General features: G+C 39.1%; 20 protein-coding genes and 4 tRNA genes. 16 read left to right on the top strand and 8 right to left on the bottom strand.

Annotated features, from left to right (window positions below):
- The first annotated feature begins 67 nt into the window (after nt 1-67).
- Together ACH11B_RS12775 and ACH11B_RS12780 are read left to right on the top strand one after the other, a co-directional pair.
- Nucleotides 68-2,041 carry a DUF3857 domain-containing protein gene (locus tag ACH11B_RS12775; RefSeq protein WP_377612357.1) on the top strand — a complete coding sequence of 658 codons (1,974 nt, stop codon included), beginning with the start codon at nt 68-70 and terminating at the stop codon, nt 2,039-2,041.
- A gap of 26 nt (nt 2,042-2,067) precedes the next feature.
- Complete coding sequence (locus ACH11B_RS12780; RefSeq protein WP_377612355.1) at nt 2,068-3,975, top strand: DUF3857 domain-containing protein; 1,908 nt, start codon at nt 2,068-2,070, stop codon at nt 3,973-3,975.
- Nucleotides 3,976-4,029: 54 nt separating this feature from the next.
- Here the strand turns inward: ACH11B_RS12780 and purH are convergent, their stop codons facing one another.
- The gene (gene purH / locus ACH11B_RS12785; RefSeq protein ID WP_130856877.1) at nt 4,030-5,556 is read right to left on the bottom strand and encodes a bifunctional phosphoribosylaminoimidazolecarboxamide formyltransferase/IMP cyclohydrolase; all 1,527 of its coding nucleotides are present in this window, start codon (nt 5,554-5,556) and stop codon (nt 4,030-4,032) included.
- A gap of 92 nt (nt 5,557-5,648) precedes the next feature.
- Nucleotides 5,649-6,161 (bottom strand): peroxiredoxin, encoded by a 513-nt coding sequence (locus ACH11B_RS12790; protein WP_013665658.1) that lies wholly within the window; start codon nt 6,159-6,161, stop codon nt 5,649-5,651.
- 306 nt (nt 6,162-6,467) lie between these two features.
- Between ACH11B_RS12790 and purN the strand changes: the two genes are divergently transcribed.
- Complete coding sequence (gene purN, locus ACH11B_RS12795; RefSeq protein WP_130856878.1) at nt 6,468-7,061, top strand: phosphoribosylglycinamide formyltransferase; 594 nt, start codon at nt 6,468-6,470, stop codon at nt 7,059-7,061.
- A gap of 48 nt (nt 7,062-7,109) precedes the next feature.
- Here purN and ACH11B_RS12800 read toward each other — a convergent pair whose 3' ends face one another.
- The 4 genes from ACH11B_RS12800 to ACH11B_RS12815 are packed head-to-tail and all read right to left on the bottom strand — an operon-like array spanning nt 7,110 to nt 11,323.
- Entirely contained in the window at nt 7,110-8,579 is a 1,470-nt protein-coding gene (locus ACH11B_RS12800; RefSeq protein ID WP_377612353.1) for a serine hydrolase domain-containing protein, read from the bottom strand.
- 22 nt (nt 8,580-8,601) lie between these two features.
- On the bottom strand, nt 8,602-9,348 hold the full coding sequence (locus ACH11B_RS12805; RefSeq protein ID WP_013665661.1) for a LytTR family DNA-binding domain-containing protein: 747 nt from the start codon (nt 9,346-9,348) through the stop codon (nt 8,602-8,604).
- On the bottom strand, nt 9,345-10,385 hold the full coding sequence (locus tag ACH11B_RS12810; RefSeq protein ID WP_130856880.1) for a sensor histidine kinase: 1,041 nt from the start codon (nt 10,383-10,385) through the stop codon (nt 9,345-9,347). The genes ACH11B_RS12805 and ACH11B_RS12810 overlap by 4 nt, the downstream gene beginning before the upstream one ends.
- A 26-nt stretch (nt 10,386-10,411) precedes the next feature.
- Nucleotides 10,412-11,323, bottom strand: a complete 912-nt coding sequence (locus ACH11B_RS12815; protein WP_165447018.1) for a LiaF transmembrane domain-containing protein — start codon at nt 11,321-11,323, stop codon at nt 10,412-10,414.
- A gap of 264 nt (nt 11,324-11,587) precedes the next feature.
- Between ACH11B_RS12815 and ACH11B_RS12820 the strand changes: the two genes are divergently transcribed.
- Nucleotides 11,588-13,732: a glucoamylase family protein gene (locus tag ACH11B_RS12820; protein ID WP_013665664.1), complete on the top strand. Its 2,145-nt coding sequence runs from the start codon at nt 11,588-11,590 to the stop codon at nt 13,730-13,732.
- A gap of 16 nt (nt 13,733-13,748) precedes the next feature.
- Here ACH11B_RS12820 and ACH11B_RS12825 read toward each other — a convergent pair whose 3' ends face one another.
- On the bottom strand, nt 13,749-14,483 hold the full coding sequence (locus ACH11B_RS12825) for a DUF2490 domain-containing protein (RefSeq protein WP_013665665.1): 735 nt from the start codon (nt 14,481-14,483) through the stop codon (nt 13,749-13,751).
- A gap of 107 nt (nt 14,484-14,590) precedes the next feature.
- Here ACH11B_RS12825 and ACH11B_RS12830 point away from each other — a divergent pair, with 107 nt between their 5' ends.
- The 4 genes from ACH11B_RS12830 to rpsU all read left to right on the top strand — a co-directional run bounded on the left by ACH11B_RS12830 (nt 14,591) and on the right by rpsU (nt 18,258).
- Nucleotides 14,591-15,883 carry an MFS transporter gene (locus tag ACH11B_RS12830; RefSeq protein ID WP_377612350.1) on the top strand — a complete coding sequence of 431 codons (1,293 nt, stop codon included), beginning with the start codon at nt 14,591-14,593 and terminating at the stop codon, nt 15,881-15,883.
- Between the two features lie 143 nt (nt 15,884-16,026).
- Nucleotides 16,027-16,779 (top strand): hypothetical protein, encoded by a 753-nt coding sequence (locus tag ACH11B_RS12835; protein WP_377612348.1) that lies wholly within the window; start codon nt 16,027-16,029, stop codon nt 16,777-16,779.
- 28 nt (nt 16,780-16,807) lie between these two features.
- Nucleotides 16,808-17,917 (top strand): DUF6588 family protein, encoded by a 1,110-nt coding sequence (locus tag ACH11B_RS12840; RefSeq protein WP_157622228.1) that lies wholly within the window; start codon nt 16,808-16,810, stop codon nt 17,915-17,917.
- 149 nt (nt 17,918-18,066) lie between these two features.
- The gene (gene rpsU / locus ACH11B_RS12845) at nt 18,067-18,258 is read left to right on the top strand and encodes a 30S ribosomal protein S21 (protein ID WP_013665669.1); all 192 of its coding nucleotides are present in this window, start codon (nt 18,067-18,069) and stop codon (nt 18,256-18,258) included.
- A gap of 59 nt (nt 18,259-18,317) precedes the next feature.
- Here rpsU and ACH11B_RS12850 read toward each other — a convergent pair whose 3' ends face one another.
- Nucleotides 18,318-19,397 (bottom strand): hypothetical protein, encoded by a 1,080-nt coding sequence (locus tag ACH11B_RS12850; RefSeq protein ID WP_377612346.1) that lies wholly within the window; start codon nt 19,395-19,397, stop codon nt 18,318-18,320.
- A gap of 106 nt (nt 19,398-19,503) precedes the next feature.
- On the opposite strand from ACH11B_RS12850, the gene ACH11B_RS12855 reads away from it, so the two are divergent.
- The 8 genes from ACH11B_RS12855 to tuf all read left to right on the top strand — a co-directional run bounded on the left by ACH11B_RS12855 (nt 19,504) and on the right by tuf (nt 23,569).
- The gene (locus tag ACH11B_RS12855) at nt 19,504-20,208 is read left to right on the top strand and encodes a S24 family peptidase (RefSeq protein WP_377612344.1); all 705 of its coding nucleotides are present in this window, start codon (nt 19,504-19,506) and stop codon (nt 20,206-20,208) included.
- A 121-nt stretch (nt 20,209-20,329) separates the two neighbouring features.
- Nucleotides 20,330-21,211 carry a tyrosine-type recombinase/integrase gene (locus ACH11B_RS12860; RefSeq protein WP_013665672.1) on the top strand — a complete coding sequence of 294 codons (882 nt, stop codon included), beginning with the start codon at nt 20,330-20,332 and terminating at the stop codon, nt 21,209-21,211.
- A gap of 13 nt (nt 21,212-21,224) precedes the next feature.
- The gene (gene hpf / locus ACH11B_RS12865; protein ID WP_013665673.1) at nt 21,225-21,575 is read left to right on the top strand and encodes a ribosome hibernation-promoting factor, HPF/YfiA family; all 351 of its coding nucleotides are present in this window, start codon (nt 21,225-21,227) and stop codon (nt 21,573-21,575) included.
- A 290-nt stretch (nt 21,576-21,865) separates the two neighbouring features.
- Nucleotides 21,866-21,938, top strand: a tRNA-Thr gene (locus ACH11B_RS12870).
- A gap of 7 nt (nt 21,939-21,945) precedes the next feature.
- Nucleotides 21,946-22,029 (top strand) — tRNA-Tyr (locus ACH11B_RS12875).
- A 94-nt stretch (nt 22,030-22,123) separates the two neighbouring features.
- Nucleotides 22,124-22,196: transfer RNA gene (locus ACH11B_RS12880), tRNA-Gly, on the top strand.
- Between the two features lie 55 nt (nt 22,197-22,251).
- A tRNA-Thr gene (locus tag ACH11B_RS12885) sits at nt 22,252-22,323 on the top strand.
- A 58-nt stretch (nt 22,324-22,381) separates the two neighbouring features.
- On the top strand, nt 22,382-23,569 hold the full coding sequence (gene tuf / locus ACH11B_RS12890; protein ID WP_013665674.1) for an elongation factor Tu: 1,188 nt from the start codon (nt 22,382-22,384) through the stop codon (nt 23,567-23,569).
- The last annotated feature ends 9 nt before the right edge of the window (nt 23,570-23,578 follow it).

The following is a 23,578-nucleotide window of genomic DNA, read 5'->3' on the forward strand; positions in this document are numbered from 1 at the left end:
TGTAAGCTTCTACAACTTTTTTGTTATTTTACTATATTTACTTCATTAACGATCTAAACCCTATTTCATGACCAGATTTTTTTTATCGATCTGCCTTTTGTTTCAGTTTTTTTCGGGAACAGCAGAGGATTTTTCTTTTGGACTGATAAGCGATACAGAAAGAGCCGTAAAGAGCTATCAACTGGATAGTATCTCAAATGCTGTTGTTCTTAACGAATATGGGACAGCGATGTTTGTTTTTGATGATCAGCGCGGTGAGTTGAATATCGCTTTCACGCACCATGTAAGGTTAAAAATATTTAATAAAGATGATCCTAGTCAGGCAAATATCCAGATTCCCTTGCGTATAAGCGACGATAAAGCAGAATATCTGGAAGATCTTAAAGCGGTAACCTATAATTTTCGCGATGGTAGAAAAACAGAAACTTGGTTGAATACTAAAAATACGTATCAAGAAGAGTTAAGCAAATATGTCAAATTAACGAAGTTTAGCATGCCCGATATTCAAGACGGTAGCATTATTGAATACAGTTATCGGATCATTTCTCCTTTGATATATAACTTTAGAACCTGGCGATTTCAGGCAGACATTCCTAAAATCAGAAGTGAATTTGAAGCGATTATACCGGCCACATATACATATAATGTTATCATGAGAGGGCCGTATAAATTGAAAGAGCAAAAGTCTTCCATACTTCGGGAGGGATTCCGCTTGCCCGGTTGGCCGATTGACTGTTCGCGGATGATCTATATCATGGAGAATATTCCGGCTTTTATCGAAGAAGACTATATGACGGCAGCGTCTAATTTTAAATCGGCCATTTATTTTGAACTGGCTACTGTTTATTTACGAAATGGTTCTAAACATCATTATACAAAGGAATGGAAAAATGTGGATAGGGAGCTGTTGACTGATAGAAGCTTGGGAGGGCAGATAAAACAAGAAGCAATATTCGAAAAACTGTTGGCGAATATAATATCCGCTGACATAAATGATCTTGCAAAAGCGAAGGCTATTTATACCTACATAAAAAATCAAATTAAATGGAATGCCTATTATGGCGTTTTCAGTGAACTTGGAATAAAAAAGGCTTTAGAACGACATGAGGGAAACATAGCTGATATAAATCTTGCACTGGTTGCCGCTCTGTCGGCTGCCGGACTGGATGCCAATGCAGTTATCCTTTCGACCAGAGAGCATGGAATAGTAAATAAGCTTAACCCGGTTATTTCGGAATTCAATTATGTTATTAGCCAATTAAATGTCGACGGAGAAAGTTATTTATTAGATGCGTCTGATCCTTTTTTACCTTTTGGTATGCTGCCGTTGCGTTGCCTAAACGATCAAGGACGAGTGTTGCCATTGGACAAACCCTCATACTGGATTGATATTAAGTCCAATATGAAACGTCATACGAATTATGTACTAACCGGCGAGCTATCGGATGATGGGATTTTGAGAGGCAAAATAAAAGTAGCGAGTTTTAATTACGCGGCCTATCTTAAAAGAAAAGAGATCGCTAGTTATCCAAATATTGATCAGTTTATTGAGAAGAAAAAGGAAGAAAGTGTAGGAATGGAAATCGTCGAAGCTAACGTAGCAGGTATTGATTCCACGGATGTTGGACTGATAGAAAATTATCAGGTAACTATTAAATTGTTTGATAGCTTGCCATCCGAAAATGCTTATTTCAATCCGTTCATTTTGAAGAAGATAAGCAAAAATCCGTTCACTCTTTCCGAAAGGACTTATCCCGTGGATTTTGGAAATTTATCAGAAGAGAGTTATGAATTGGATATCGCCTTACCTACAGTTTATGATTTAGTCTCGAAGCCCGCGGATGTCAATATAGTGCTCGCTGAAAGAGGAGGGCAGTTTTTTAACCGCATAAAGTTGGAAAATAATCGTTTGCGTTGTGAGCAAGTGCTGCGATTCAACAAAATGATTTTTGCACCTGATGAATATTTGAGTTTAAAGGAGTTTTTCAGTCGAATTATTCAACTGGAAAAGACGGATATCGTTCTAAAAAAGCGTATTTAATAAGAAGATCTTAAGAAACCTTGTTTATGTTAAACAGATACTATGCGTGCATACTGTTTTTATTTTCAGTTGTACAAAGCATTGCGCAAGACCGTTTCCCTGTGGATGAGATCCCCCAAAAGTTGACGGAGCGGGCAAATGCCGTTGTAAGGGATCAACAATGGACGGTCAATATACGATCATCCGATGATGTTATTTTACATGTTAAGCAAGTACTGACAATCCTCAACAGGGCTGGTTTGGAACATGCGAGGCTAGCAATACTATACGATAAAAGCACCCAGATTAAATCGATTAGCGGCATACTTCAGGATCATAGCGGTGAAGTAATAAAAAAAATAAGCGTAAAAGATTTCATAGACGAGAGTGCGGTTAGTCATTTTTCCTTGTTTGAAGATAATCGTGTTAAACATTTTCTTCCAAATGCAATGCAGTATCCTTTTACAGTAAGTTATGAGTATGAACTGAAATTAAAACAAAACCTTGTTATTCCCGATTGGGTACCTAAACCTTCCCGGGACTTATCCATTGAGCAGAGCAGTTATACGTTACGTTGTGGGTTATCGGACGGAATCAATATAAAGGAAATCAATTTTGAAGGGCAGAAACTGGAAGAGAAGAATGATAAGCAAAGAATCTATACATGGACAGTTCGGGGTATTCCGGCAAGTAAAAATGAGCCTCTCTCACCACCGAAAGAAAAGTACCAAATACGAGTGAAGGTTGCGGCTGAACAGTTTTATTATTATGGCAAGAAGGGTGCGTATAGTAATTGGGAAGAGTTAGGTGGATGGGTTTTTACCAATTTGTTAGCTGAACGACAAAAACCAACTCCGCAAATGGTCGGAAAAGTTCACACTTTAACAATGAATATTCATGATGATATTGACAAAGTGAGGGTTTTATATAGGTATCTTCAAGAAAAAATGAGGTATGTAAGTGTTCAAATCGGAATAGGAGGATTTCAGCCTATGGCAGCCAGCCAGGTGGAGCAGTTGGGGTATGGCGATTGTAAGGCACTGGTCAACTATATGCAATCTCTTTTATCCATTGTTAATATACCATCTTACTATTGTGTTGTTAACGCTGGCGATATAAAACACGATATGGATGAAAACTTTGCCAGCATGGACCAAGGGAATCATGTGATATTAGCAGTGCCTCTAAAAAAGGACACAATATGGTTGGAATGTACAAGCCAAAAAACGCCCTTTGGTTTTCTCGGCAGTTTTACAGACGATAGGATCGTTTTCGCTTGCACCGAGAAAGGTGGGAAACTAATGCGTACACCAAAGGTGTCTACAGAGGAAAGTTTACAAAAGAGGCATGGGCAGTTTCGTTTAAGTGACGGGGGAGATATCGACGGGTTATTGTCCACCTCTTTCTATGGTAATCAGTTCGATAACCAACTAGCTATGTTAGGACTTCCGTTGCAGGAGCAGGATAAAAGGCTAAAAGAACTGTATGCGGTGGATAATATCACTTTTAAAGATATAAACTATAAAGAAGACAACAGGCTTAGTCCGCAGCTAATCGAACAGTTAAGCATTGTAATCCAAAAGTATGCCCCTAAAAGTGGGACGAGAATCTACTTAATTCCAAATGTTTTTAACCGTAAGTCGTCCATTCCGATAACTCATGAACGAAAGATGCCGTTTTTTATAAATCGTGGGTATAGAGATGTCGATTCGTTGGTCTTTGCCTTGCCTGAAAGTTATGTTATTGATCTAAAGCCAGCTGATGTGCAGCTTGATACGGAATTTGGTTCGTTTTCAATGAAGCTATACTTAAAGGGAAACAATTTGGTATTCTACAGGCAGTTAATACTCAGGGAGGGGCTGTTTGCGCCTGAAAAATACGCTACATTTGCGCAGTTCATAAATACTATCTACCAGACGGATTTAAGTAAAGTGGTATTTCTGAGGCGCTTATAAAAAAGACTAGCAGTTGTTAGGTGCTAGTCTTTTTATTGTTGAAGCATTAATGCTTTAATGTTTAAAGTGTCGGATACCGGTTGTCACCATTGATATCCCTTTTTTATTAGCCATGTCAATAGAGTCCTTGTCCTTGATCGATCCACCCGGTTGAAGTACAGTTGCAATACCTGCCTCTGCGGCTATTTCCACACAATCGGGGAAAGGGAAAAAGGCGTCGGAGGCCATAGCCGCTCCATGTAAATCAAAACCAAATGATTTAGCCTTGTCAATAGCCTGCTTTAATGCATCTACGCGAGACGTCTGACCAACCCCGCTAGCCAAGAGTTGGTTGTTTTTTGCGAATACGATGGTATTCGATTTGGTATGCTTTACGATTTTATTGGCGAAAAACAAGTTTGCGTAATCTTCTTCGGAAGGCGCGCGGTCCGTTACTGTTGTCATCCCTTCTTTGTTTTCAATAACCAGGTCCTTGTCTTGCTCGATGATGCCATTTAAAAGACTCTTAAATTGATTTTTAGGCAAATCAATATCATTTCTTTGAAGTAGAATCCGATTTTTTCGGCTCACTAATATCCGAAGTGCTTCTTCCGTGAACGAAGGCGCTATCAGCACTTCGAAAAATAATTTATTGATTTCTTCCGCTGCGTCCTGTTCGATCGGGCGGTTGCAAATCAGTACGCCACCGAAAGCGGAAATAGGATCACACGCTAAAGCATCTTTCCAGGCAGCTAGTATATTGTTTCTGCTGGCTACGCCACAAGCATTTGTATGCTTTAAAATAGCAAAGGTAGGTTCTTCAAATTCGTCTATCAAAGCAACAGCTGCATCGATATCTACTAAATTGTTATAAGACAGTTCTTTTCCGTTTAATTTCCTGAACAGCGCATCGAGATCTCCATAAAAAGCTCCCTTTTGATGCGGGTTCTCCCCATAGCGCAATACTGTCTTTTTCTGCTCACTGTATTTGAACACTTCTAAAGGTTCTTCTCTATTGAAGTAGTTAAAAATTGCCGTATCGTAATGAGAAGATATATTGAAAGCTTTTTTAGCGAATGATTTCCGTTGCGCTAAAGAAGTGTAACCCTCGTTTTCCTTTAATATCTCCGCTAGTTCTCGATAGTCGTTTTTAGAAGATATGATAACGACGTCATTATAATTTTTGGCGGCGGCGCGAATTAAAGAAATACCACCGATATCGATTTTTTCTATGATTTCCTCTTCTGTTGCACCTGATGCAACAGTTTCTTCAAATGGATATAAATCGACAATTACTAAATCGATCTCCGGAATTTCATAAGTTTCAAGGGCCTCCTTATCTTCTTTTAGAGACCTTCTGCTTAAGATACCTCCAAAAACCTTCGGGTGCAAGGTTTTTACCCGTCCTCCGAGGATGGAAGGGTATCCGGTTAAATCTTCTACCGGTGTGACCGGAATATTAAGGTCACGAATAAATTTTTCAGTTCCTCCGGTTGAGTAAAAGTGCACTCCATAACTATGTAATAGTTTAACGAGAGGCTCCAAATTGTCCTTATAGTAAACAGAAATTAATGCGTTTTTGATTTTAACGGGATGACTCATTATTGATGCTTTAAAAAATGCAAAGTTAGCATTTTATATTGATTAGTTGCGACTCTCTTCTGAGTGCTTCCGAAGGGACTGCCATCCCGGGGTTATAAGTTCAGTGCCTTAATGATTTCCTCTGTTTTTTTTTCGCCATCCCAATATTTTTTAAGTTTTTTATCACCCCCATAAACAAAAGTTGCGGGATATTGGGTCGGTTTAAATCTGCCAATAAACTCATAATTTTTGTCATGCAAGAGCGTCACGTTTTTTTTATTTCGTAGCTGCCCTCCGTACATGGACATAAAAGCATTGATTAAATTTTTTTCCTGCATGGCCACCATGTAGAGATTGATATTCTTTATGCTATTATAGTTTTTGCCAAGCGCCAAGACTTCTTGCTGACAATGGCTGCAGCCGGGATCGAAAAAGAGAATAACGATGTTTTTCCCGTTGGAAGCAAGATTATTACGGGTGAAAGGAGCATCCTTATCAACAGTATAGAAGGTGAACTCAGGGATTTCTTTTGGAACCTGGTTGGTTTTTTGAGCGCAGGCGCTTGCGAAACAGAAAACGAAAGCTACGATAAGGTTAGCAGCGCAGGAATGGATATTGCTTTTCATATATAATATTATAATAAATTCAATGACAGCGTCTGTTTACATTCAAAAGCTTATGGTGTATGTTGGACTTATTGATTGCACCCATACGAATACATACTAATTTGAAGGGTAAAAATAAGTATTATGGTGGAAACCCGTAGAAGGTTGAACCAATTTTACGCTGAGATGTTGACCAAAAACTAAATAAATGCTGTATAATAATTAACTTTGCGGCAAAATACTTAGATAAAATTTAGCGATCCTTCGCAATAAGTGGAATCGGCGAGATTGATCGGTAAAGCGCATCGTATAAAAACAAAATACTTTATGAAAAAACGCATAGCTATTTTCGCGTCCGGCTCCGGCTCTAATGCTCAAAAGATCATGGAGCATTTTAAGTATAGCCACGACGCGGAAGTTTCTTTAATATTGACTAATAATCCCGAAGCTTACGTATTACAACGTGCCGATAACTTTGAAGTTCCCTCTCACGTATTTGACCGTCACGAGTTCTATAATACCGATAATATAGTTGAGTTGTTAAACCGGATGCAAATAGATTTAATTGTTCTTGCCGGTTTCTTATGGTTAGTTCCGGAAAATCTACTTAAATCGTTTCCGAATAAAATTATTAATATACATCCTGCCCTACTACCTGCCTACGGTGGAAAGGGAATGTATGGAGATCGTGTACATAAGGCTGTATTGGAAAATAAGGAGGAGGAGTCGGGCATCACTATCCATTATGTAAACGAACGCTTTGATGAGGGAGAGATCATTTATCAAGCGCGTTTCAAAATAGAAAAAGATGACAATTTAGAAATGGTAAAATTTAAGGGACAACAGTTGGAGCATCAATATTTCCCTAAAGTTATTGAAAACCTCTTGAAAAGAGTTGAGGGGCATAAGATAACTGATTAATTAGTCTTTTTCCCCGTTAAGGTTTCTCTTGCTGATGTTTCGGGTAAATCAGCGGTTCGTGATAAGGTTATTTATTATAGAAAAACCTATACTATCTACCGATTTTGCCGCGTTTGCAAGTACCACAACGGCAACTTTCTTGCCTGGAACGAAAGCTAAAAAGCTACTGCTTCCAAAGGTTCCCCCATTTTGCCAGAAAATTTCCTGAAAGTTTTCAATATTAATATGCCATGACAAGCCGAGATCCTGAGTTTCCGAAACCAGCCAAGACGGTTTATGTGTCAACGCAATGGCTTTACCTAGTACAGTATTCGGGATGTTTATGTTGCTTTCGGCAAATTTAAGCAAATCCCTTATTGTGGATTTTAACGATCCCGCTCCGCTCAGAGCCAAAAAATGCCAATGCGGAGTCAGTTCTCCCTTATTATTATAAGTCGGAATAAATTTCGGTAATTTATCTCCACTCGGAAATTCGGTTGTGTTTTCTAATTCCAATGGGTCACAGATCGTTTTTTCTATTAATTCATTATACGAAGAATTCTTTTTATAAGCCAATAAGTCTCCGATAATCCCGTATCCAAGATTGCTGTATTCATAAACGGAATCGGGTTTGTTTATTTGGCTATAATTCTTAAGATAGGAAAATAACGCTTTACGATCGTAATCTTTATAGGGGTCTAAGGGTTCGCTTGGAACTATATTGTCCGGTAAGCGTGGTAAACCGGATGTATGGGTCGCTAAATTTTGAAAGGTGATCTTCTCGAGTTCTTTGTTTTGAGCGATACTATCCGGGAGATACTTAACAATTGGATCATTTAGGTGGATACTATCTGTCAACGTTGCATTTGCTAGAAGGGTGGCAGTAAAAGCTTTGCTGATGGATCCAATTTCAAATAAAGTTTCCTGATCAGGGAGTGTTTTATTACCCCGTGTGGTTTCGCCGTAATAATAGTAACCCGCTTTACCATTATGAATAATACCGATGGCTAGACCACAAGTACTGGGGTCGTTCGTATACTGAAGCGCAAGTGAATCGACTAAATTATCAATGGTGCTTTCCATTGTTTTTGATTCGTCTGCTAGCCTATGTTCTGTTGTATCCTCTATGGGATCTTCTTTTTTCACAGATGGTATTGTATCTCTTTCATTGACGGATTCCTCAAAGGGTTGGAAAAGGAATGTTTCTATTTTTTCATTAGAATCAACCCGCAAAATGAGCTTCAAGGTCTTTTTAGAAAAGACGAGTTTAAAATGCTCGAGGTCATTCTCATTTTTTATAAATGAAGAAGTTTCTATAGTACCTAGTGGGTAAAGTTGCTTAATTAGCAGCGAGTCGAGCTGGGCTTTCGACACGGTCGTCTTTGCGTGCTGGTTCCACTGTTGATAAATGGAGTCAGCCTGATGTTTGTTGAAATAGTTTTTGAATCTGTTTACTATTTTACTGCTGTTTTCTTCTTGGGCTGAGCACAGATGACAAACAAAAAGAAAGAAAATAGCGATCAGCGAATATCGAAACATTAATGGTGAGTTTGAAAATATTTTAAATGTCTAAAACCTGTTTGAGTCTTGAATAGCCTGATTTACTTACATTTACCTTCATGTTGTTGTTTAGTATTGCGATGTGGCTTTCCTTTTCAAAAGGTTCAAGTCGCACAATGCTATCCACGCGTACTATATAAGAACGATGAATTCTTACAAATATGTTAGGATCGAGCTCTTTTTCGAAAAAAGCCATTGTTTTATTCTTTAAATAGGCTCCTGTTGTGGTATGTAGGCGTACATAGTCATCATCCGCTTCCAGACAAATCAAACTATCGGTGTTGATTACGTTGATTTTACTGCCGGTTTTTACTACAATGCGTTCCAAAGAAGGGGAGGGGCTCATGGTCTCTAGCATCTTTTTTGTTTGCTCCTGTTCAGTTGTGCTCTTTAAATTACGTTGCTGGAGAAATTTATTCATGGCCTGATCGAAACGCGGCTTGCTGATTGGTTTAAGCAGATAATCTATTGCATATTTTTCAAATGCTTTAATTGCGTATTCATCAAAAGCTGTTGTAAAAATGACAGGCGGTTGCTGGTCAATCAGCTCAAGCATTTCAAAACCATTGATTTTTGGCATTTGGATATCCAAAAAAACCAAGTCTGGCTGATATTGCATAATCGCTTTTGCTCCTTCAAACCCATCATTACATTCTGCAACGATTTGTACTTCCTTATAGTCGGCTAAATATTCACTTATTATGCTTCGCGCAAGTGGTTCATCGTCTATCAAAACAGCTTTAATCATTGTTGTGGTATTTTTATATTGCTTGTAAAGATATGCGCTGTATGATGAGTTTGCAACAAATCTGTGCGTCCAAACAATAAAAATAATCTCCGCTGTACACCACGTAGTCCAAAACCAGTACCCTTATGGGGGTTGCTGCTTTCTTTATCAAAAGGGTTTTGAATGGCCACCAATAAGTGGTTTTCATCTTTTTTTGCCCAAATGGCAATTTTTACCTGGCCCGTAGTGTCATACAAACCATATTTAATGGCATTTTCTACGAGAGGCTGTAAAATCATAGCAGGTAAGAGGCATTCTTCGCAGTCCTCCATAAGTATATCCGTATCTAGCCGATGGCCAAAGCGGACTTTCTCTATTTCTAGATAGAGTTTCAAATGTTCAATCTCGTCTTTCAGCGGAATAAGTTGTTGATCGTCTTTTCGAAGAGTTCCACGCAAAAAGTCAGATAATTGAAAAGTCATGTTTCTTGCCTCTTCGGGTTTTCGTCCAATAAGCGCAATGATGGAATTTAAACTATTAAAAAGAAAATGCGGTTGAAGCTGCTGTCGGAGATTATAGAGTTCCGCTTCGCGAGCCAGTTTCTCAGCATCTGCTTTTCGCTGTTCATTTTCCTTTTGATCATGTAGTGTGTTCCAAAGCACCTGCATAATTGCTACCCATGCGATTATCAAGCTATTGGTGCAATAGCGTATAGGAAGGGATAAATCAAGGAACGCTAAATAAGATTTGTCGCTTATAATATATTGCATCACATAGCGATTGATGGTTAGGCTGATCGCGGCCAAGCATAATCCCCAAATTATAATGTAAAAATAACGTTCCTTGCGAGGCTGATAATAATTTAAATTATTAGCAATGATATAACACGCCGCTGCGATGGTTGTGGCGCTGATTAAACTGTCAAGGAGCGTGAGTTCAACGTTAAAATCAAACCAAAGCAATAAGCCGGTTTGTATAATAAGCGTACCTACCCAAACGGATACACAGCTGACTGCAATGAGCTTTTGCTTTGACGTGATGAGCGGGGTTGACGCCATTAGATAAATGCTTAAAATGATAATGATTAGATACTTTTGATTGTAATACCGCCAAAAATTGAGGTGCCTTTTATAATCAAATTCTTGCGATTATCTACAGCTACATTATTAATAAATCGCTTGTCTTCCACTCCTCCAAAAATAGCCGTCATTTCCGGGTTTACTTTCCAGTGAGCAGGAACGAGAATGGTTGTACCTCCGAAAATCTGTACGACTTCCAAAATGACAGGATGTTGAATGTCTGCTTGGATTAAATTAATATCGGCTCCTCCCATGATATTGACGATGTCTCCGCCTTTGAAATTCTTAGAATAAATATTCTTTTTTACCTGTCCGAAGATAGAAACGGAGTCGATATAATCTTCGTTAACTTTGCTCGATGACTGTTCAGCCTGTTCATAAAATGCATCAGGTTCGGCTTTCGGGGCCGAACCTTCTTGATTTTCATCTTCTGTTGAAATATCCGCTTCACTGCTCACCCTTCTATCCCAATCAAGATCAGATTGATGTGGTGGGCTGTAATTCGAGAAAGGGCTTGTTTCTTTTGATGGTTCTCCGTAAGGACCCTTTTGGGGGTCAACGGGAGGGGGAGAGGAAAAGCGGCCCCTGTTTCTGCCTGCAATTAGCCAACAACCAAGGAGTATGATAAAAGCGGGCCAAAAAAACCTACCAAGACTTACATCGAACATCCGTTCTGTTAGGAAGAAACAACCGATAAGAATCAATATAAAAGATGAGGGCTTTTTGAAGTTATTTCGGGCTCCCAGTACCAAGCCGATAACAATTAACCACATAGGCCACGAGAATAGCCAGTTAGGAAAATCGAATATAAAGCCAAGTGTTTTTGATAACATGGAAAAACCGATGATAATAATAATAAGTCCTACCCACACTCTGCCGGAGTTTGACCTATGTTGAGGAGCTTTATAGTTATTCATATGTATAGTATTTATTGATGATCGTATGAGAAAAATCATGTATATTGCTGTTCTCTGCATAACATAGATTGTTCATACTTTATCTTTTTTTTGTAAATATAAATGAATATTTCACTTTAGTTTCAACAGAACTTGGCGGATGCACACAGTTTGTCGGTAAAAGACCTAATTTTATCGGTAAATGAGAAGAGAGATTCTTGAAAGCTGTCAAAGATGCCATGGCTTGGTTTTTGCTCCAATCTTTGACTGTTAAGATACGCTAATATGAACAAAATATACTTTTTCTTACTTGCTATTCTATTAAGCATTCAAGCTGAGGCCTCTAACTATCCCGAGGTGCTGTTCGAAAACAGTTTGATGCCAAAAAGTTACTACTATTCACAGTCGTCCTTTGCCGGTAACAGTTGGATCAACCACATGAATGGCCATCTACCGGTAGTGGATAGTGTTTTTTTTACTCCGGGAAATTCGCTTATGTTGAATTATATTTCCGGAAATGAGGGTGAGTGGAAATCGGTTATCCACTATAGCAGCGATTATGGTCATTTACCCAAAAACAACGACTTATTGATTTTTAAGATTTTTGTTTCAAGTGCTACTACGAAAACGGAATTACCTAATATACAACTCGCTCAAGGTGAAAATATCTCCGAAGAGGTTAAAATTCAATCTTTTATAAAGAACTATCAGGATAATGCGTGGTTGTCGGTTGAAATTCCTTTGAAAGGCATAGGGAATTTAGACAACCAAGCACCGATAAGCAGTATAATTTTTAAGCAGGGAACGAATATGGATGGCAAGGAACATCGGTTATTTATTGATCAAATTGAATTCTTGCCTACTAAAACCCCCGATATGAAGCTTACCGGCAAGGCTGTACTCTCATCTGTAGAGGCTCATGAAAGACACGTTGATATTATGTGGCAGTTACCCCTCACGCCCAGTATTCGCTACATCAAAATATACCGATCTGAAGATAACCAAAACTTTGTCCCGGTTGCCGTTAGACCAATCTCATTTAACAAGTATACTGACTTCGTTCCGCGCACCAATGTGTCTTATTATTACAAAATCGCTTGGGTTGATTATCAGTATCGGGAATCGCCCTTTTCGGAAATTAAAACAGCTGAAACTAAATTGGCGGGAGATGAAGACCTGTTAAATTCAATTGAGAAATCGCATATCGCCTATTTCACAAATGAAACGGAGTTCAATAGCGGCATGCATAAAATTTCTCCGTTGGTTAGTGATGCCAGTATTTCTGTGAAAGGGACGGGGATTGGCATTTTGGCTCAAGTAATTGGTGTAGAACGAAAATTTATTCCGCGGCAACTACTGTTGGATCGTTTAAAGAAAATCGTTAAATTTTTGGGAAGGGCAACTACTTATCATGGCGCTTTTCCGGAATTGCTTAACGGGAGATCCGGTAAGCCTATCATGACTGATTCTTGTGAAATAGCGGCCAATATTGAGTCAACGGCTTATTTAATGCAAGGTTTGCTGGTTGCTCGAAATTATTTTGATAAGGAGAGTGCTGACGAGAGTGAATTGAGAGACGCTATTTCCTCTCTATGGAACGGGGTGGATTGGACGAAATTTGTGAAGGAAGGAAATGGCTATCATCTATACAGTGTCTGGTCTCCTGCCTGCTCATTTACTAAGTCGGCGCCAATAGGAGGGTACAACGGTAGCTTGATCGCTTATCTATTAGCAATCGCTTCACCAAGTCACGCAATTACTCCCGCCTCCTATAAGCTTGGATTTAAACAGCCACTGAAGTATGTTGGTCCTGCTATCGGCAGATTGTCGACCTCTGTTAGTGATACGTTACTTTTTGGGAAAAATGGGGAAAAGCCCGAGCTTTATAATCGTGAATCATTCATGATCGACAGTACCTATTACGGAATCCGATTGGTGGCGGGATCCGTTCAAACTTCACTGATAGAACAGCAACTGCCTTTTTTGGCTATCAATCCGAGGAGCCCTATTGATAGCACGGTCAATTATTTTGATAATCAATGTGATTTGTCAATGATTTACTATCGGGCAGCTTTGGACAGCGGTGAACAGTTTGTGAGCATAACAAATTTACTGTGGCCTTATGTTGGGAAGGATTCGGCTTTTGTAAATCGTTTTAATCCCTCCGCAGCCATTGCGACTTATCCATATACACCCACGATCGCTATGGAAGCGCTCAAAAATTATTACAGAAACTTGGGAAGTTTTTTATGGACAGAATATGGGTTTAGGGATGAATTTAATTTTAAAGATAACTGGGTTTCCGGAAATTTTGACCCTATTCACCAAGGAATTGTTCCCATTATGTTGGAAAATGCACGCACCGGTTTAATATGGAATCTTTTTATGAAGGATCCGGATATTAAATTGCTTGTTGAAAAGATACAATAATGATTACAGTAGCCTTCTATAGTCGTGTATAGAAGGCAATCTGCGCTATGTGGTTTAGCAGATTTGGTTGGGTATTTCTTTTCGAAAATTGATTCATATAGCCTATTTCTAAATCATATTTTTGTGAAAATCGATAGCCGAAAGCTGCATAGGCTCTGTTTTGATCAAATAGGCTCCCGTTAACATTATCCTTATTTTGAATGTTAAAGAACAATTCGTTTTGAAGTGCGAGGAACCATCCCTTATTAAAGGGTTGTTGTAAAGGGCTATTGATAGGAATAATTCCCCTAATAAAATATCTTGCCCTCTGAGTAAAAACGCTTTCATCAGGACGCTTTAAAAAACGTTGCTCAAGTCTGAATCGATGTTGAACAGGGATATTTAGAAGCCTACCGGTGATGATATATTGCTCCCAAATTCTGTGTTCCGTTAATCGCGGCTGATCACCTGTTAATTTGTGTGTCACAAGAGTCGTTGCATACCCCGCTGAAGCGGTTTGATTGGCGCTGACGTAATAATTCACTCCAGGCCGGATTAAGATAAGTGAGTTTTCGTTCCAGTTCTTCCCTGCCCGAAATTGAATATCGTTATTCATTCCCCACTTGGCATTGAATTTAATATTATTAAACCATGCGTACCAGTTTCCGAATTGATTGTCCTGTGCTTTAATTGATGTTTGGGGAATCAGAAGGCATATTATAGCCATCAAGCCAAAGAGTGTGTTAACGAATTTGGATGCTGTTCTTTTCATCGAATGGTTAGTGTTTATATAGTGATTTGAAGGGCTTAAAATAAGAAAAAATCAATAAAATTTATAATTTGCCAGCTAAAGCAAGTACTGTTATCAATTATAAGCATATGTCAAGTACTATTTCAAGGAGACGTTTAAGAGCTATTATTGGAGGGTCTATCGGTAATTTAGTTGAATGGTACGATTGGTACGCCTATTCTGCATTTACCATTTATTTTTCTGCTTCTTTTTTTCCAGGAGACAACCGTACCCTGCAACTTTTAAATACAGCAGCTATATTTGCTGTTGGATTTCTAATGAGGCCGCTAGGCGGATATGTATTTGGCTTTATCGGGGACCGGTTTGGTCGGAAAAAATCAATGACTTTATCTGTTTTATTAATGTCTCTCGGTTCATTGATTATTGCCTGTTCGCCTACCTATAACCAGATTGGCGTGATTGCTCCTATTGTGTTGTTAATTGCAAGATTATTGCAGGGGTTGAGTGTAGGTGGAGAATATGGTGTATCGGCTACTTACCTTTCCGAGATGGCTACACCCGATAGGCGTGGTTTCTATTCGAGCTTTCAATATGTAACACTCATTGGAGGACAGTTAATCGCCTTGGGAATCCAGTTACTTTTACAGAAGCTTTTACTGAGCGAAGAGGATCTGTTTATGTGGGGATGGCGGATACCGTTTTTTATCGGAGCAGTTTTGGCGGTGGTGGCCCTGTATTTGAGACAGCATCTGGATGAAACGAGAGCTTTTAAACAACAGGAACTACTACAGGAAAAAAAAGGTTCTTTACAGCTATTAATACAGCACCCTAAGGAGATATTGACGGTCATTGGTTTGACGTTAGGGGGGACCTTGGCTTTTTATACTTACTCCACGTACATGCAAAAGTTTCTTGTTAATACCGTTGGGCTTGTTAATGCAGATGCTACTTTAATCACGTTTCTTGCTTTATTGATTTTCGCGGGACTGCAACCGATTTTCGGTTTACTATCGGATAAAATCGGAAGAAAACCCCTGTTACTCGCTTTCGGTGCGCTGGGAACTCTTTTTACGGTGCCTTTATTGAATGCTTTACAACATGTCGAAGATAAATGGCAGGCTTTTTGGTTGATACTGCTAGCATTGATAATAGTTAGTGGGTATACGAGCATAAATGCTATTGTCAAAGCGGAGCTCTTTCCGGCAAAAATTAGGGCCTTGGGCGTTGGTTTACCTTATGCGTTAACTGTTGCAGTGTTTGGCGGATCAGCAGAATACATTGCCTTATGGTTTAAAGATATAGGACACGAAAATTACTTTTATTGGTATATCACGATATGCATTGCCTGCTCGTTATTCGTATATCTGGGAATGCAAGACACAATGCGCCGATCTCAATTAAATAATGAGCCGAATGGTTGATACAGAAGCGCAATACCAACTCCATAGGGAGATTGGCTCAGATGTTAACAAGTTTAAATATGAACAAAGCTTTTACAACACTATTTTTAGGACTACTTTTGTTTTGCCTCTCAAGCTGCGAGCACGATAAAGTCTGTAACATAATGGACTATATCTATATCTTTCCCGAGCAAACCATTGAAGAGGTAGCCTATATAAAGGTATATACCAATGAACGCGATTTCACGGAAGGACAACATGCCGTTGAACCTGATAGCCTGTCGAAGAGTCAACTGGTTTTACCCACGGACCAAACCTCGATTCCCTTCATCGATATTCGGTATGCTGATGGAACTAACAGCTGGTCAAATCAGGCTGAGCTGGGGCGTTTGGCCCAAAAGTCTATTGAAAGCGCCGGCTGTAAGGCAATTTTTTCATATGCTGACAATGCAACGCTGAGAAATACGATTAATAGTTCGGCCATCTATCTGCATTTAGCCCTTCAACAACTTAATCAGAATGGCGGAGAGAAAACTTGGTTGATTGACCGTATCTACGATGAGGATAAATTGGATGTAACAGAAAGACCGGAATGGCAGTGTGTAAAAGGGTTAAAATTCACATTTTATAAGGGTGGAAAAGGGGCAAAAGTGAAAATTGATGCTCCGGTGGCAGAAGGTGTGTGTGGCGTCTTTGAAGAGCTTTTCGGAGAGAAATCAGAAGTGTTTGCCACCTATTCGCTAGAAGGGTCAAATCAAAAAGAATTGAGAATTACGGTTCCTGCTGTATCGGATGCATTAAAAGAGCAGCTAACTTTTCAAGTTCTTGAATCAGACTACGATTCTCTCAACATAAGTTTAACGAATGGTAGCTCTCAAATAGGATATGCTACTCTCATTCCTTCCAATCATGATTAAATTAAGGGTGTCCTATATTCCTAGGCTAATGAAGTGTAGCTGGCTTTTACTCGTTCTACTGATTAGCAATGTGGTGCAAGCCCAAACGTTGCAAGACTATGAAATGCAGGTGCGAGATATTGAACGATTTGGTAACAGCTATTTTGCAGCGTATACCAATTTATTTTCTTCTAATTTTGGTTTTTCCCTCAATCAGGGCTGGCAAGGCGGGGCTATACCGAAGCAGGCAGGTCATTTGTCTTTTAGTTTAGTAGGATCCACCGCTATTATTCCTATCAATGACGGGAATCGTTATATTCGCATGGATCAATTATATCAAAGCGCAAACGTAATCGCTGCCCCTTTAACCCCTGGTATGTTCACAGATGCCAAAGGAGGTGCTATCAGTGTTTTTCTATTAGACCCTGCCACAAACAATAGATTAGTTAATCCAGTTACGGGTGATTATCTGAGCGCAAATTTCAATATGATTGATGGGATCGGCACCGGCGTAGGAGTCACTCCCTTCGTCATGCCGCAACTGAGTGTGGGGCTCGGAAAAAGTACCGAATTGTCTTTGAGAGTAATGCCGTTTGCGATAGGATTAAATGAGGGTAAAGTGGATGTATCTGCATGGGGCGGGGCTATCCGACATAATATTTCTCAATGGTTTACTGACGATGAAGATCCTAACTTTACCGTTAACTTACTGCTTTCATATATGCGAAACAAGACGAGTTTTACACCGAACGGAGAACGTTTTTTAACCTTTAATAATGACTATTTTAGTACAGCGGGCACTTCCTTGGAGTTATCACATCACACTAAAACACAACAGGCTTTAGCTTTTTTTAACTATCGGGTAAACTCTTTTGTAGAGATTTATGGACATGGGGGAGTTGTTCATCAAACAAGTGATTTGGGAACTAATGGTGTTTTCAAACTGAAAATTAATGATGCGTATGTCCGGGATGTGGTGGAAGAAACAGGCTATGAATATAGAGACCTATTTAAATCGAGTATTAATGAAACCGTAGCAGCGGGTGGCTTTGGCCTTTTGCTAGGGAGCGGTTTTGTTAAAGCAGAGGTTCAATATACCTATGCCAATACACATATTGCGTCTTTAGCGTTGAGGGCCACCCTACTAAAAGGAGACTAAGAAATAAGCTGTTTTTACTGCATTGCCATCTAATATAAATAGGAGAGGAATTAAAAGTGAAAGAATGTTGAAAATCGCTTTTAATTTAACGGATTAATGTTTACCTTTGTTGTCCCAAATTTTGACAATAGAAAGGGGGTATAAAGAGCATGATTATCGTAAATGTAAAAGATGGCGAATCGTTAGATAAAGCCTTGAAGCGTTTTAAGAAAAAATTTGAAAAAACTGGAGTGTTAAGAGAGCTTCGTGCGCGCCAAGCATACGAAAAAAAATCTGTTACCCGCCGTACTCAAATTAAAAAAGCGATCTACAAACAATCATTGAACCAAGATACGGTTTAGAAAGTAGATGTCAATTATATAAGCCGTTCACAACAAGGTTCTGTGAACGGCTTTTTTGTTTAGTTTTTATCCCATCCTATACGATCTTCCTGAGGCCAGTGTGCGGTTTCTTGGTCTGCCAATTCCAGAAGTTCAAAAAATGTGTCCATATGAGCGGTGAAAGCTCGTAGTTCATGGTAATACCAGGGGGTGCCATTTGCAAATAAATGCTCGAGATATCCCATATAAATTCTCCGGAAATTTCGGCTAAGAAATTTAGGATGAAAAGATTCAAAATAGGACAGGAGTTCCTTTTCAAGTGTTTCTGTAAACATGACGGGCCCATATGAATGATTTCCATTGCCCTCTTCCAGATGACTCCAAAATTTTTCGAGATATTGTATCAGGTTATTGGTGAAGGTGTCGTCATCTAAAGACGGTACTTCTTGAATTGGGCTGGGTAAAGTGATTCCGTTGATTTGCGCAGTAGGGTTTAGGTTTGTTTCCTGATCACCTTTTGTTTGGATATCATCGGTTGATTTGTTGTATTTAAAGTTTAGATCTGCAATTAAGAAAATTGCTTCGACTGCTTTTTCCAGGTATTCGTAAATCGCAACAGATTCATACAATAATTCGGTACCATCGAAGATACTTTCGTTGGTATAAGCATACGTTAGCAGGTCATCCAAAATTTCTCGCCACTCATTGAGGTTACGATATAAAAAGAATTCTTCCAAAAAAAATCCGATATCGTTTATTTCCCGATTTTCCAGCTTCCTGAAATGTGCAGCGCCGCTATTTATTCTTTTTTCAATATCGATACGGTCTGTTGCCCAAGATGATTTTTGGTAAAGGGGATGGGTGTCCGGAATTCTTAGCTGAGGTATAGGTTGATGATACAGTACCCATAGCACCTCAATGACTGAAATTAGTTGTCGACAGTTATAAGCATAGTCTTCAGAATTGACATAAAACTTTCCGTTGAAATCTGATTTTCTTGTTGTAGCGGCATGAAGAAAAAAAAGGATGTCTTTCCTGAAAGTTTCCACCTCTGTTTCAAAATAGCAGAAGTTTTCGATAAAAGATAAGGGAGTTTGGATAGCATCTTCCGTTAGGTAACGAAAGTTGCTTGTTCGGATTGCTTCGTGAAGATTTTCCATAAATTAAAGTTTAAAAAAATTGTATTGATGGTTATTCATAATTGCGTACCTTAGAGGTATTCAAATATAGTATATTTTTATGTTATAAAAAATATTTTTTGATATTATGATAGATCACTTAGATAGAGCGGAATTAGGGCCTTTATTTAAAGAGGCACGATTGTTAAAAAAGATGACTTTAGAGCAGTTTTATGGTGGAATTGCCAAACATGTCAATAATTTTTCGTCGATTGAAAACGGTGGTAGGGTTGTAGGAAAACGGTTAGCAAAAGATATTATCGACTATCATAATATAAGTTTGAAGTGGCTTGAAAAGAAAGAGGGCGCGCCATTTTTATCAAATATACCCTATAAGCATAGACAAGGAGGGAAAGACGTTCGCTCGGCAAATGAATCGTTAGAGAGAGAAGTACCTTTTTATAATATTCAGCCCGATATGGTATTTAACGGAGCGGATGTTTTTCAGGAAGTGCCCGAATTTTATGTCAATTTTCGTCCTTTTAATGATTGTACAGCCTATCTACCAATATACGGTGATAGCATGAACCCGAAATTTACCGGCGGGGATATAATCATCGTTAAGGAAGTGTCAAACTTGGAAGTGATCCTTTGGGGGGAAGCCTATCTGGTTGTTACCAATGAGCAAGCCAATAAATTGGTTACCGTAAAATTGCTGTTTCCGCACTCAGATCATACTAAGCTCGTATTGCGAGCGGCCAATCCGGAATATGCAGGAGACACCATTGTTGATAAGAAAGCCATTGTCAAACTTTTCATTGTAAAAGGTAAAGTGGCTAGGAAACAGCTATAATATGATCTGTTTTTACGATATTTAAGAACTGAAATGCAAAGCGGTATAAGCAGTTTTAAAGTAGGGTGTCCGTTTCGGATGAAATATTGGTAGAAACAAGTCAACACCAAAAAAAGAAGATATGTATGTAGAACGATTTATGTCCTTTCTGCGGTTTGAGAAACATTATTCCGAACATACGCTAAAGGCCTATGAAAAAGATGTCCGTAGTTATCTGCAGTTTTGGGTTGCCGAACAGATATCATTTGAGGAAGTGGGGCACAAGCAATTGCGGTACTATTTATCGATACTGATGGACAGCGGCCTAGAGGCGTCTTCCATTAATAGGATATTATCCTCATTACGTACCTATTATAAATTCTTACAAAGGGAAAGTCTTTACGGAGCAAATCCTACCTTATTGGTTAAAGCCTTAAAAAAGCCGAAAAAGTTACCTGTCGTTATCCAAGAAGATAAATTGAACCAGTTACTGGATCACGATCATATCTTTCAGGACAATTTTGAAGGACAACGGGATCGGCTCATTATCGAATTGCTTTTTGGAACCGGGATGCGTTTGACTGAATTGATACAATTACAGGAGAAAGATATCGACTATTATAATCAGACGATCCGCATTTTAGGCAAGCGAAATAAAGAAAGGATAGTGCCTATGCTGCCTCATTTAAAACTTTTAATCGAACAATATTTAAAATTAAAAAAAATTGAAAATTTAGATAACAATTCCTTAACTTTAGTCGTTACTATAAAAGGTAAACAAGCTTATCCAAAGCTTATTTATCAAGTAGTAATTCGTTATTTGTCACTGATAACCTCTCAGCAAAAAAAGAGCCCCCATGTGCTAAGGCATAGCTTCGCAACAGCGTTATTAAATAAAGGGGCAGATTTAAATGCTATTAAAGAGTTATTAGGTCATGCAAATCTAGTCGCAACACAGGTATATACGCACAATTCTGTGGAACGATTGAAATCTATTTACAAACAAGCTCATCCCAAAGCTTAAAAAAGGAGGATTTATGAACATTACCACGCAATCTATTCAATTTAAAGCAGACAGAAAATTGGTAGACTTTATTCAACGTCGTGTAGACAAGCTGGATCAGTTTTTTGATCAGATCATAGCAGGTGAATGTTATCTGAAGCTGGAAAACGTGGAAGACGAAGCTAATAAAATTACGGAGTTTAAGTTAAATATCCCAGGGAATCAGCTTTTTGCTAAAGGGCAGGCCAAAAGCTTTGAAGAAGCGACGGATTTGGCGATAGAGTCATTGCGTAGGCAAATAAATAAACACAAAACAAAGACAAGAACTAAAGTGACACATCATAAAGAAGTGCTGGCTGAAGTGCAGGAAGAAGAGCTCGGCTAGTCGTATTCAATTTTTATTGGAAGAATCCCTTAAGGAGAAAGTCCTTGAGGGATTTTTTTCGTTCATTACAACTGTAGCGAAGGGAAGTTATCTGAAAGCGGAAAAATTTGGAAAAATATTTCCCTGATAATTAAGCTATTTGGTCAGGCGGGCATTTTTTTAGCATAAATATTTTCACTTTTTTTTTGAATTAATACTTTCTTGTCTATCTTTGCAGTCCCAAAGGGAACACAGGGGGTCAGATCAAGAAAAGAGGGTTCCAAAAAGGGTAGAAAGTTCTTAATAGTATTGCCTCCTTAGCTCAGCTGGTAGAGCAACTGACTTGTAATCAGTAGGTCGCTGGTTCGATCCCGGCAGGGGGCTCTAAGTTGGGGGGATTCCAGAGCGGTCAAATGGGACGGACTGTAAATCCGTTGCTTCGGCTTCGAAGGTTCGAATCCTTCTCCCCCCACCATTTAGATGTTGTTTGGTGTTTGTACTCATCGATCGGATTTTCTGATAAAATAGATGTTGTAATGACATACATCCGATAAAATCATCATAAATAAGCGGAAGTAGCTCAATTGGTAGAGCGATAGCCTTCCAAGCTATAGGTTGCGGGTTCGAGACCCGTCTTCCGCTCTTGAATCAAAGAGTTAAAACCGGTATCGGCTTTAGCTTTTTGTTGTTCAAACAAGCCGATGTAGCTCAGCGGTAGAGCACTTCCTTGGTAAGGAAGAGGTCATGGGTTCAAGTCCCATCATTGGCTCGTAAGTGTAAATAAAAAAGAACCAAAATAAAAATTAACTTACTAATACGCATAAAAAATGGCAAAAGAGAAATTTGACCGCAGTAAACCACACTTAAATATTGGTACAATCGGTCACGTTGACCACGGTAAAACCACTACAACTGCTGCTATTACTAAAGTTTTGGCAGATAAAGGTTTGTCAGAAGCTCGTTCATTTGATTCAATTGACTCGGCTCCTGAAGAAAAAGAGCGTGGTATTACAATCAACACCGCTCACGTAGAGTATCAAACTGCAAGCCGTCACTATGCTCACGTTGACTGTCCAGGTCACGCTGACTATGTAAAGAACATGGTTACAGGTGCTGCACAAATGGACGGTGCGATCATCGTTGTTGCTGCAACTGACGGTCCTATGCCTCAAACTCGCGAGCACATTCTATTAGCTCGTCAGGTAGGTGTACCTGCTCTTGTAGTATTTATGAATAAAACTGACTTAGTTGATGACCCTGAGTTGTTGGATTTGGTAGAGATGGAAGTTCGTGAACTATTGTCATTCTATGAATATCCAGGTGATGATATCCCGGTAATCAAAGGTTCTGCATTAGGTGCATTGAACGGTGAAGCTCAGTGGGTAGACAAAATCATGGAGTTGATGGATGCAGTTGATAACTACATTCCTATTCCTCCACGTTTGACAGACTTACCTTTCTTGATGCCTATCGAGGATGTGTTCTCAATCACAGGTCGTGGTACCGTTGCAACAGGACGTATCGAGCGTGGTGTAATCAATACCGGTGATCCAGTTGAGATCTTAGGTATGGGTGCTGAAAACTTGAAATCTACTGTAACAGGAGTGGAAATGTTCCGTAAAATCCTTGACTACGGTGAGGCTGGTGATAACGTAGGTTTATTATTACGTGGTATTGAAAAAACTGATATCCGTCGTGGTATGGTTATCTGTAAACCAGGTAGTGTAACTCCTCACACTGAATTCAAGGCAGAGGTTTACGTATTGTCAAAAGCAGAAGGTGGACGTCACACGCCATTCTTTAACAAATACCGTCCTCAGTTCTATTTCCGTACAACAGACGTTACTGGAGAAATTACGCTTCAAGAAGGTGTGGAAATGGTTATGCCTGGTGATAACGTTACAATCAACGTAAAATTGATTAACGCAATTGCTATGGAAAAAGGTCTACGTTTTGCTATCCGCGAAGGTGGTAGAACAGTAGGTGCTGGTCAGGTAACTGAAATTATCGCTTAATTAAGCATA

Origin of the sequence: Olivibacter sp. EAT-5, from assembly GCF_044784325.1 — a bacterium.
GTDB lineage: Bacteria > Bacteroidota > Bacteroidia > Sphingobacteriales > Sphingobacteriaceae > Olivibacter > Olivibacter oleidegradans.

Coding starts and splice junctions, on each gene's coding strand:
- ACH11B_RS12860 (WP_013665672.1), top strand. CDS start 20,330: ATGTATGTAGAACGATTTATGTCCTTTCTGCGGTTTGAGAAACATTAT.
- ACH11B_RS12775 (WP_377612357.1), top strand. CDS start 68: ATGACCAGATTTTTTTTATCGATCTGCCTTTTGTTTCAGTTTTTTTCG.
- ACH11B_RS12810 (WP_130856880.1), bottom strand. CDS start 10,385: ATGGCGTCAACCCCGCTCATCACGTCAAAGCAAAAGCTCATTGCAGTC.
- purH (WP_130856877.1), bottom strand. CDS start 5,556: ATGAGTCATCCCGTTAAAATCAAAAACGCATTAATTTCTGTTTACTAT.
- tuf (WP_013665674.1), top strand. CDS start 22,382: ATGGCAAAAGAGAAATTTGACCGCAGTAAACCACACTTAAATATTGGT.
- ACH11B_RS12815 (WP_165447018.1), bottom strand. CDS start 11,323: ATGAATAACTATAAAGCTCCTCAACATAGGTCAAACTCCGGCAGAGTG.
- ACH11B_RS12850 (WP_377612346.1), bottom strand. CDS start 19,397: ATGGAAAATCTTCACGAAGCAATCCGAACAAGCAACTTTCGTTACCTA.
- ACH11B_RS12840 (WP_157622228.1), top strand. CDS start 16,808: ATGAAGTGTAGCTGGCTTTTACTCGTTCTACTGATTAGCAATGTGGTG.
- rpsU (WP_013665669.1), top strand. CDS start 18,067: ATGATTATCGTAAATGTAAAAGATGGCGAATCGTTAGATAAAGCCTTG.
- ACH11B_RS12790 (WP_013665658.1), bottom strand. CDS start 6,161: ATGAAAAGCAATATCCATTCCTGCGCTGCTAACCTTATCGTAGCTTTC.
- ACH11B_RS12855 (WP_377612344.1), top strand. CDS start 19,504: ATGATAGATCACTTAGATAGAGCGGAATTAGGGCCTTTATTTAAAGAG.
- ACH11B_RS12805 (WP_013665661.1), bottom strand. CDS start 9,348: ATGATTAAAGCTGTTTTGATAGACGATGAACCACTTGCGCGAAGCATA.
- ACH11B_RS12800 (WP_377612353.1), bottom strand. CDS start 8,579: ATGTTTCGATATTCGCTGATCGCTATTTTCTTTCTTTTTGTTTGTCAT.
- ACH11B_RS12825 (WP_013665665.1), bottom strand. CDS start 14,483: ATGAAAAGAACAGCATCCAAATTCGTTAACACACTCTTTGGCTTGATG.
- ACH11B_RS12820 (WP_013665664.1), top strand. CDS start 11,588: ATGAACAAAATATACTTTTTCTTACTTGCTATTCTATTAAGCATTCAA.
- hpf (WP_013665673.1), top strand. CDS start 21,225: ATGAACATTACCACGCAATCTATTCAATTTAAAGCAGACAGAAAATTG.
- purN (WP_130856878.1), top strand. CDS start 6,468: ATGAAAAAACGCATAGCTATTTTCGCGTCCGGCTCCGGCTCTAATGCT.
- ACH11B_RS12835 (WP_377612348.1), top strand. CDS start 16,027: ATGGACTATATCTATATCTTTCCCGAGCAAACCATTGAAGAGGTAGCC.
- ACH11B_RS12780 (WP_377612355.1), top strand. CDS start 2,068: ATGTTAAACAGATACTATGCGTGCATACTGTTTTTATTTTCAGTTGTA.
- ACH11B_RS12830 (WP_377612350.1), top strand. CDS start 14,591: ATGTCAAGTACTATTTCAAGGAGACGTTTAAGAGCTATTATTGGAGGG.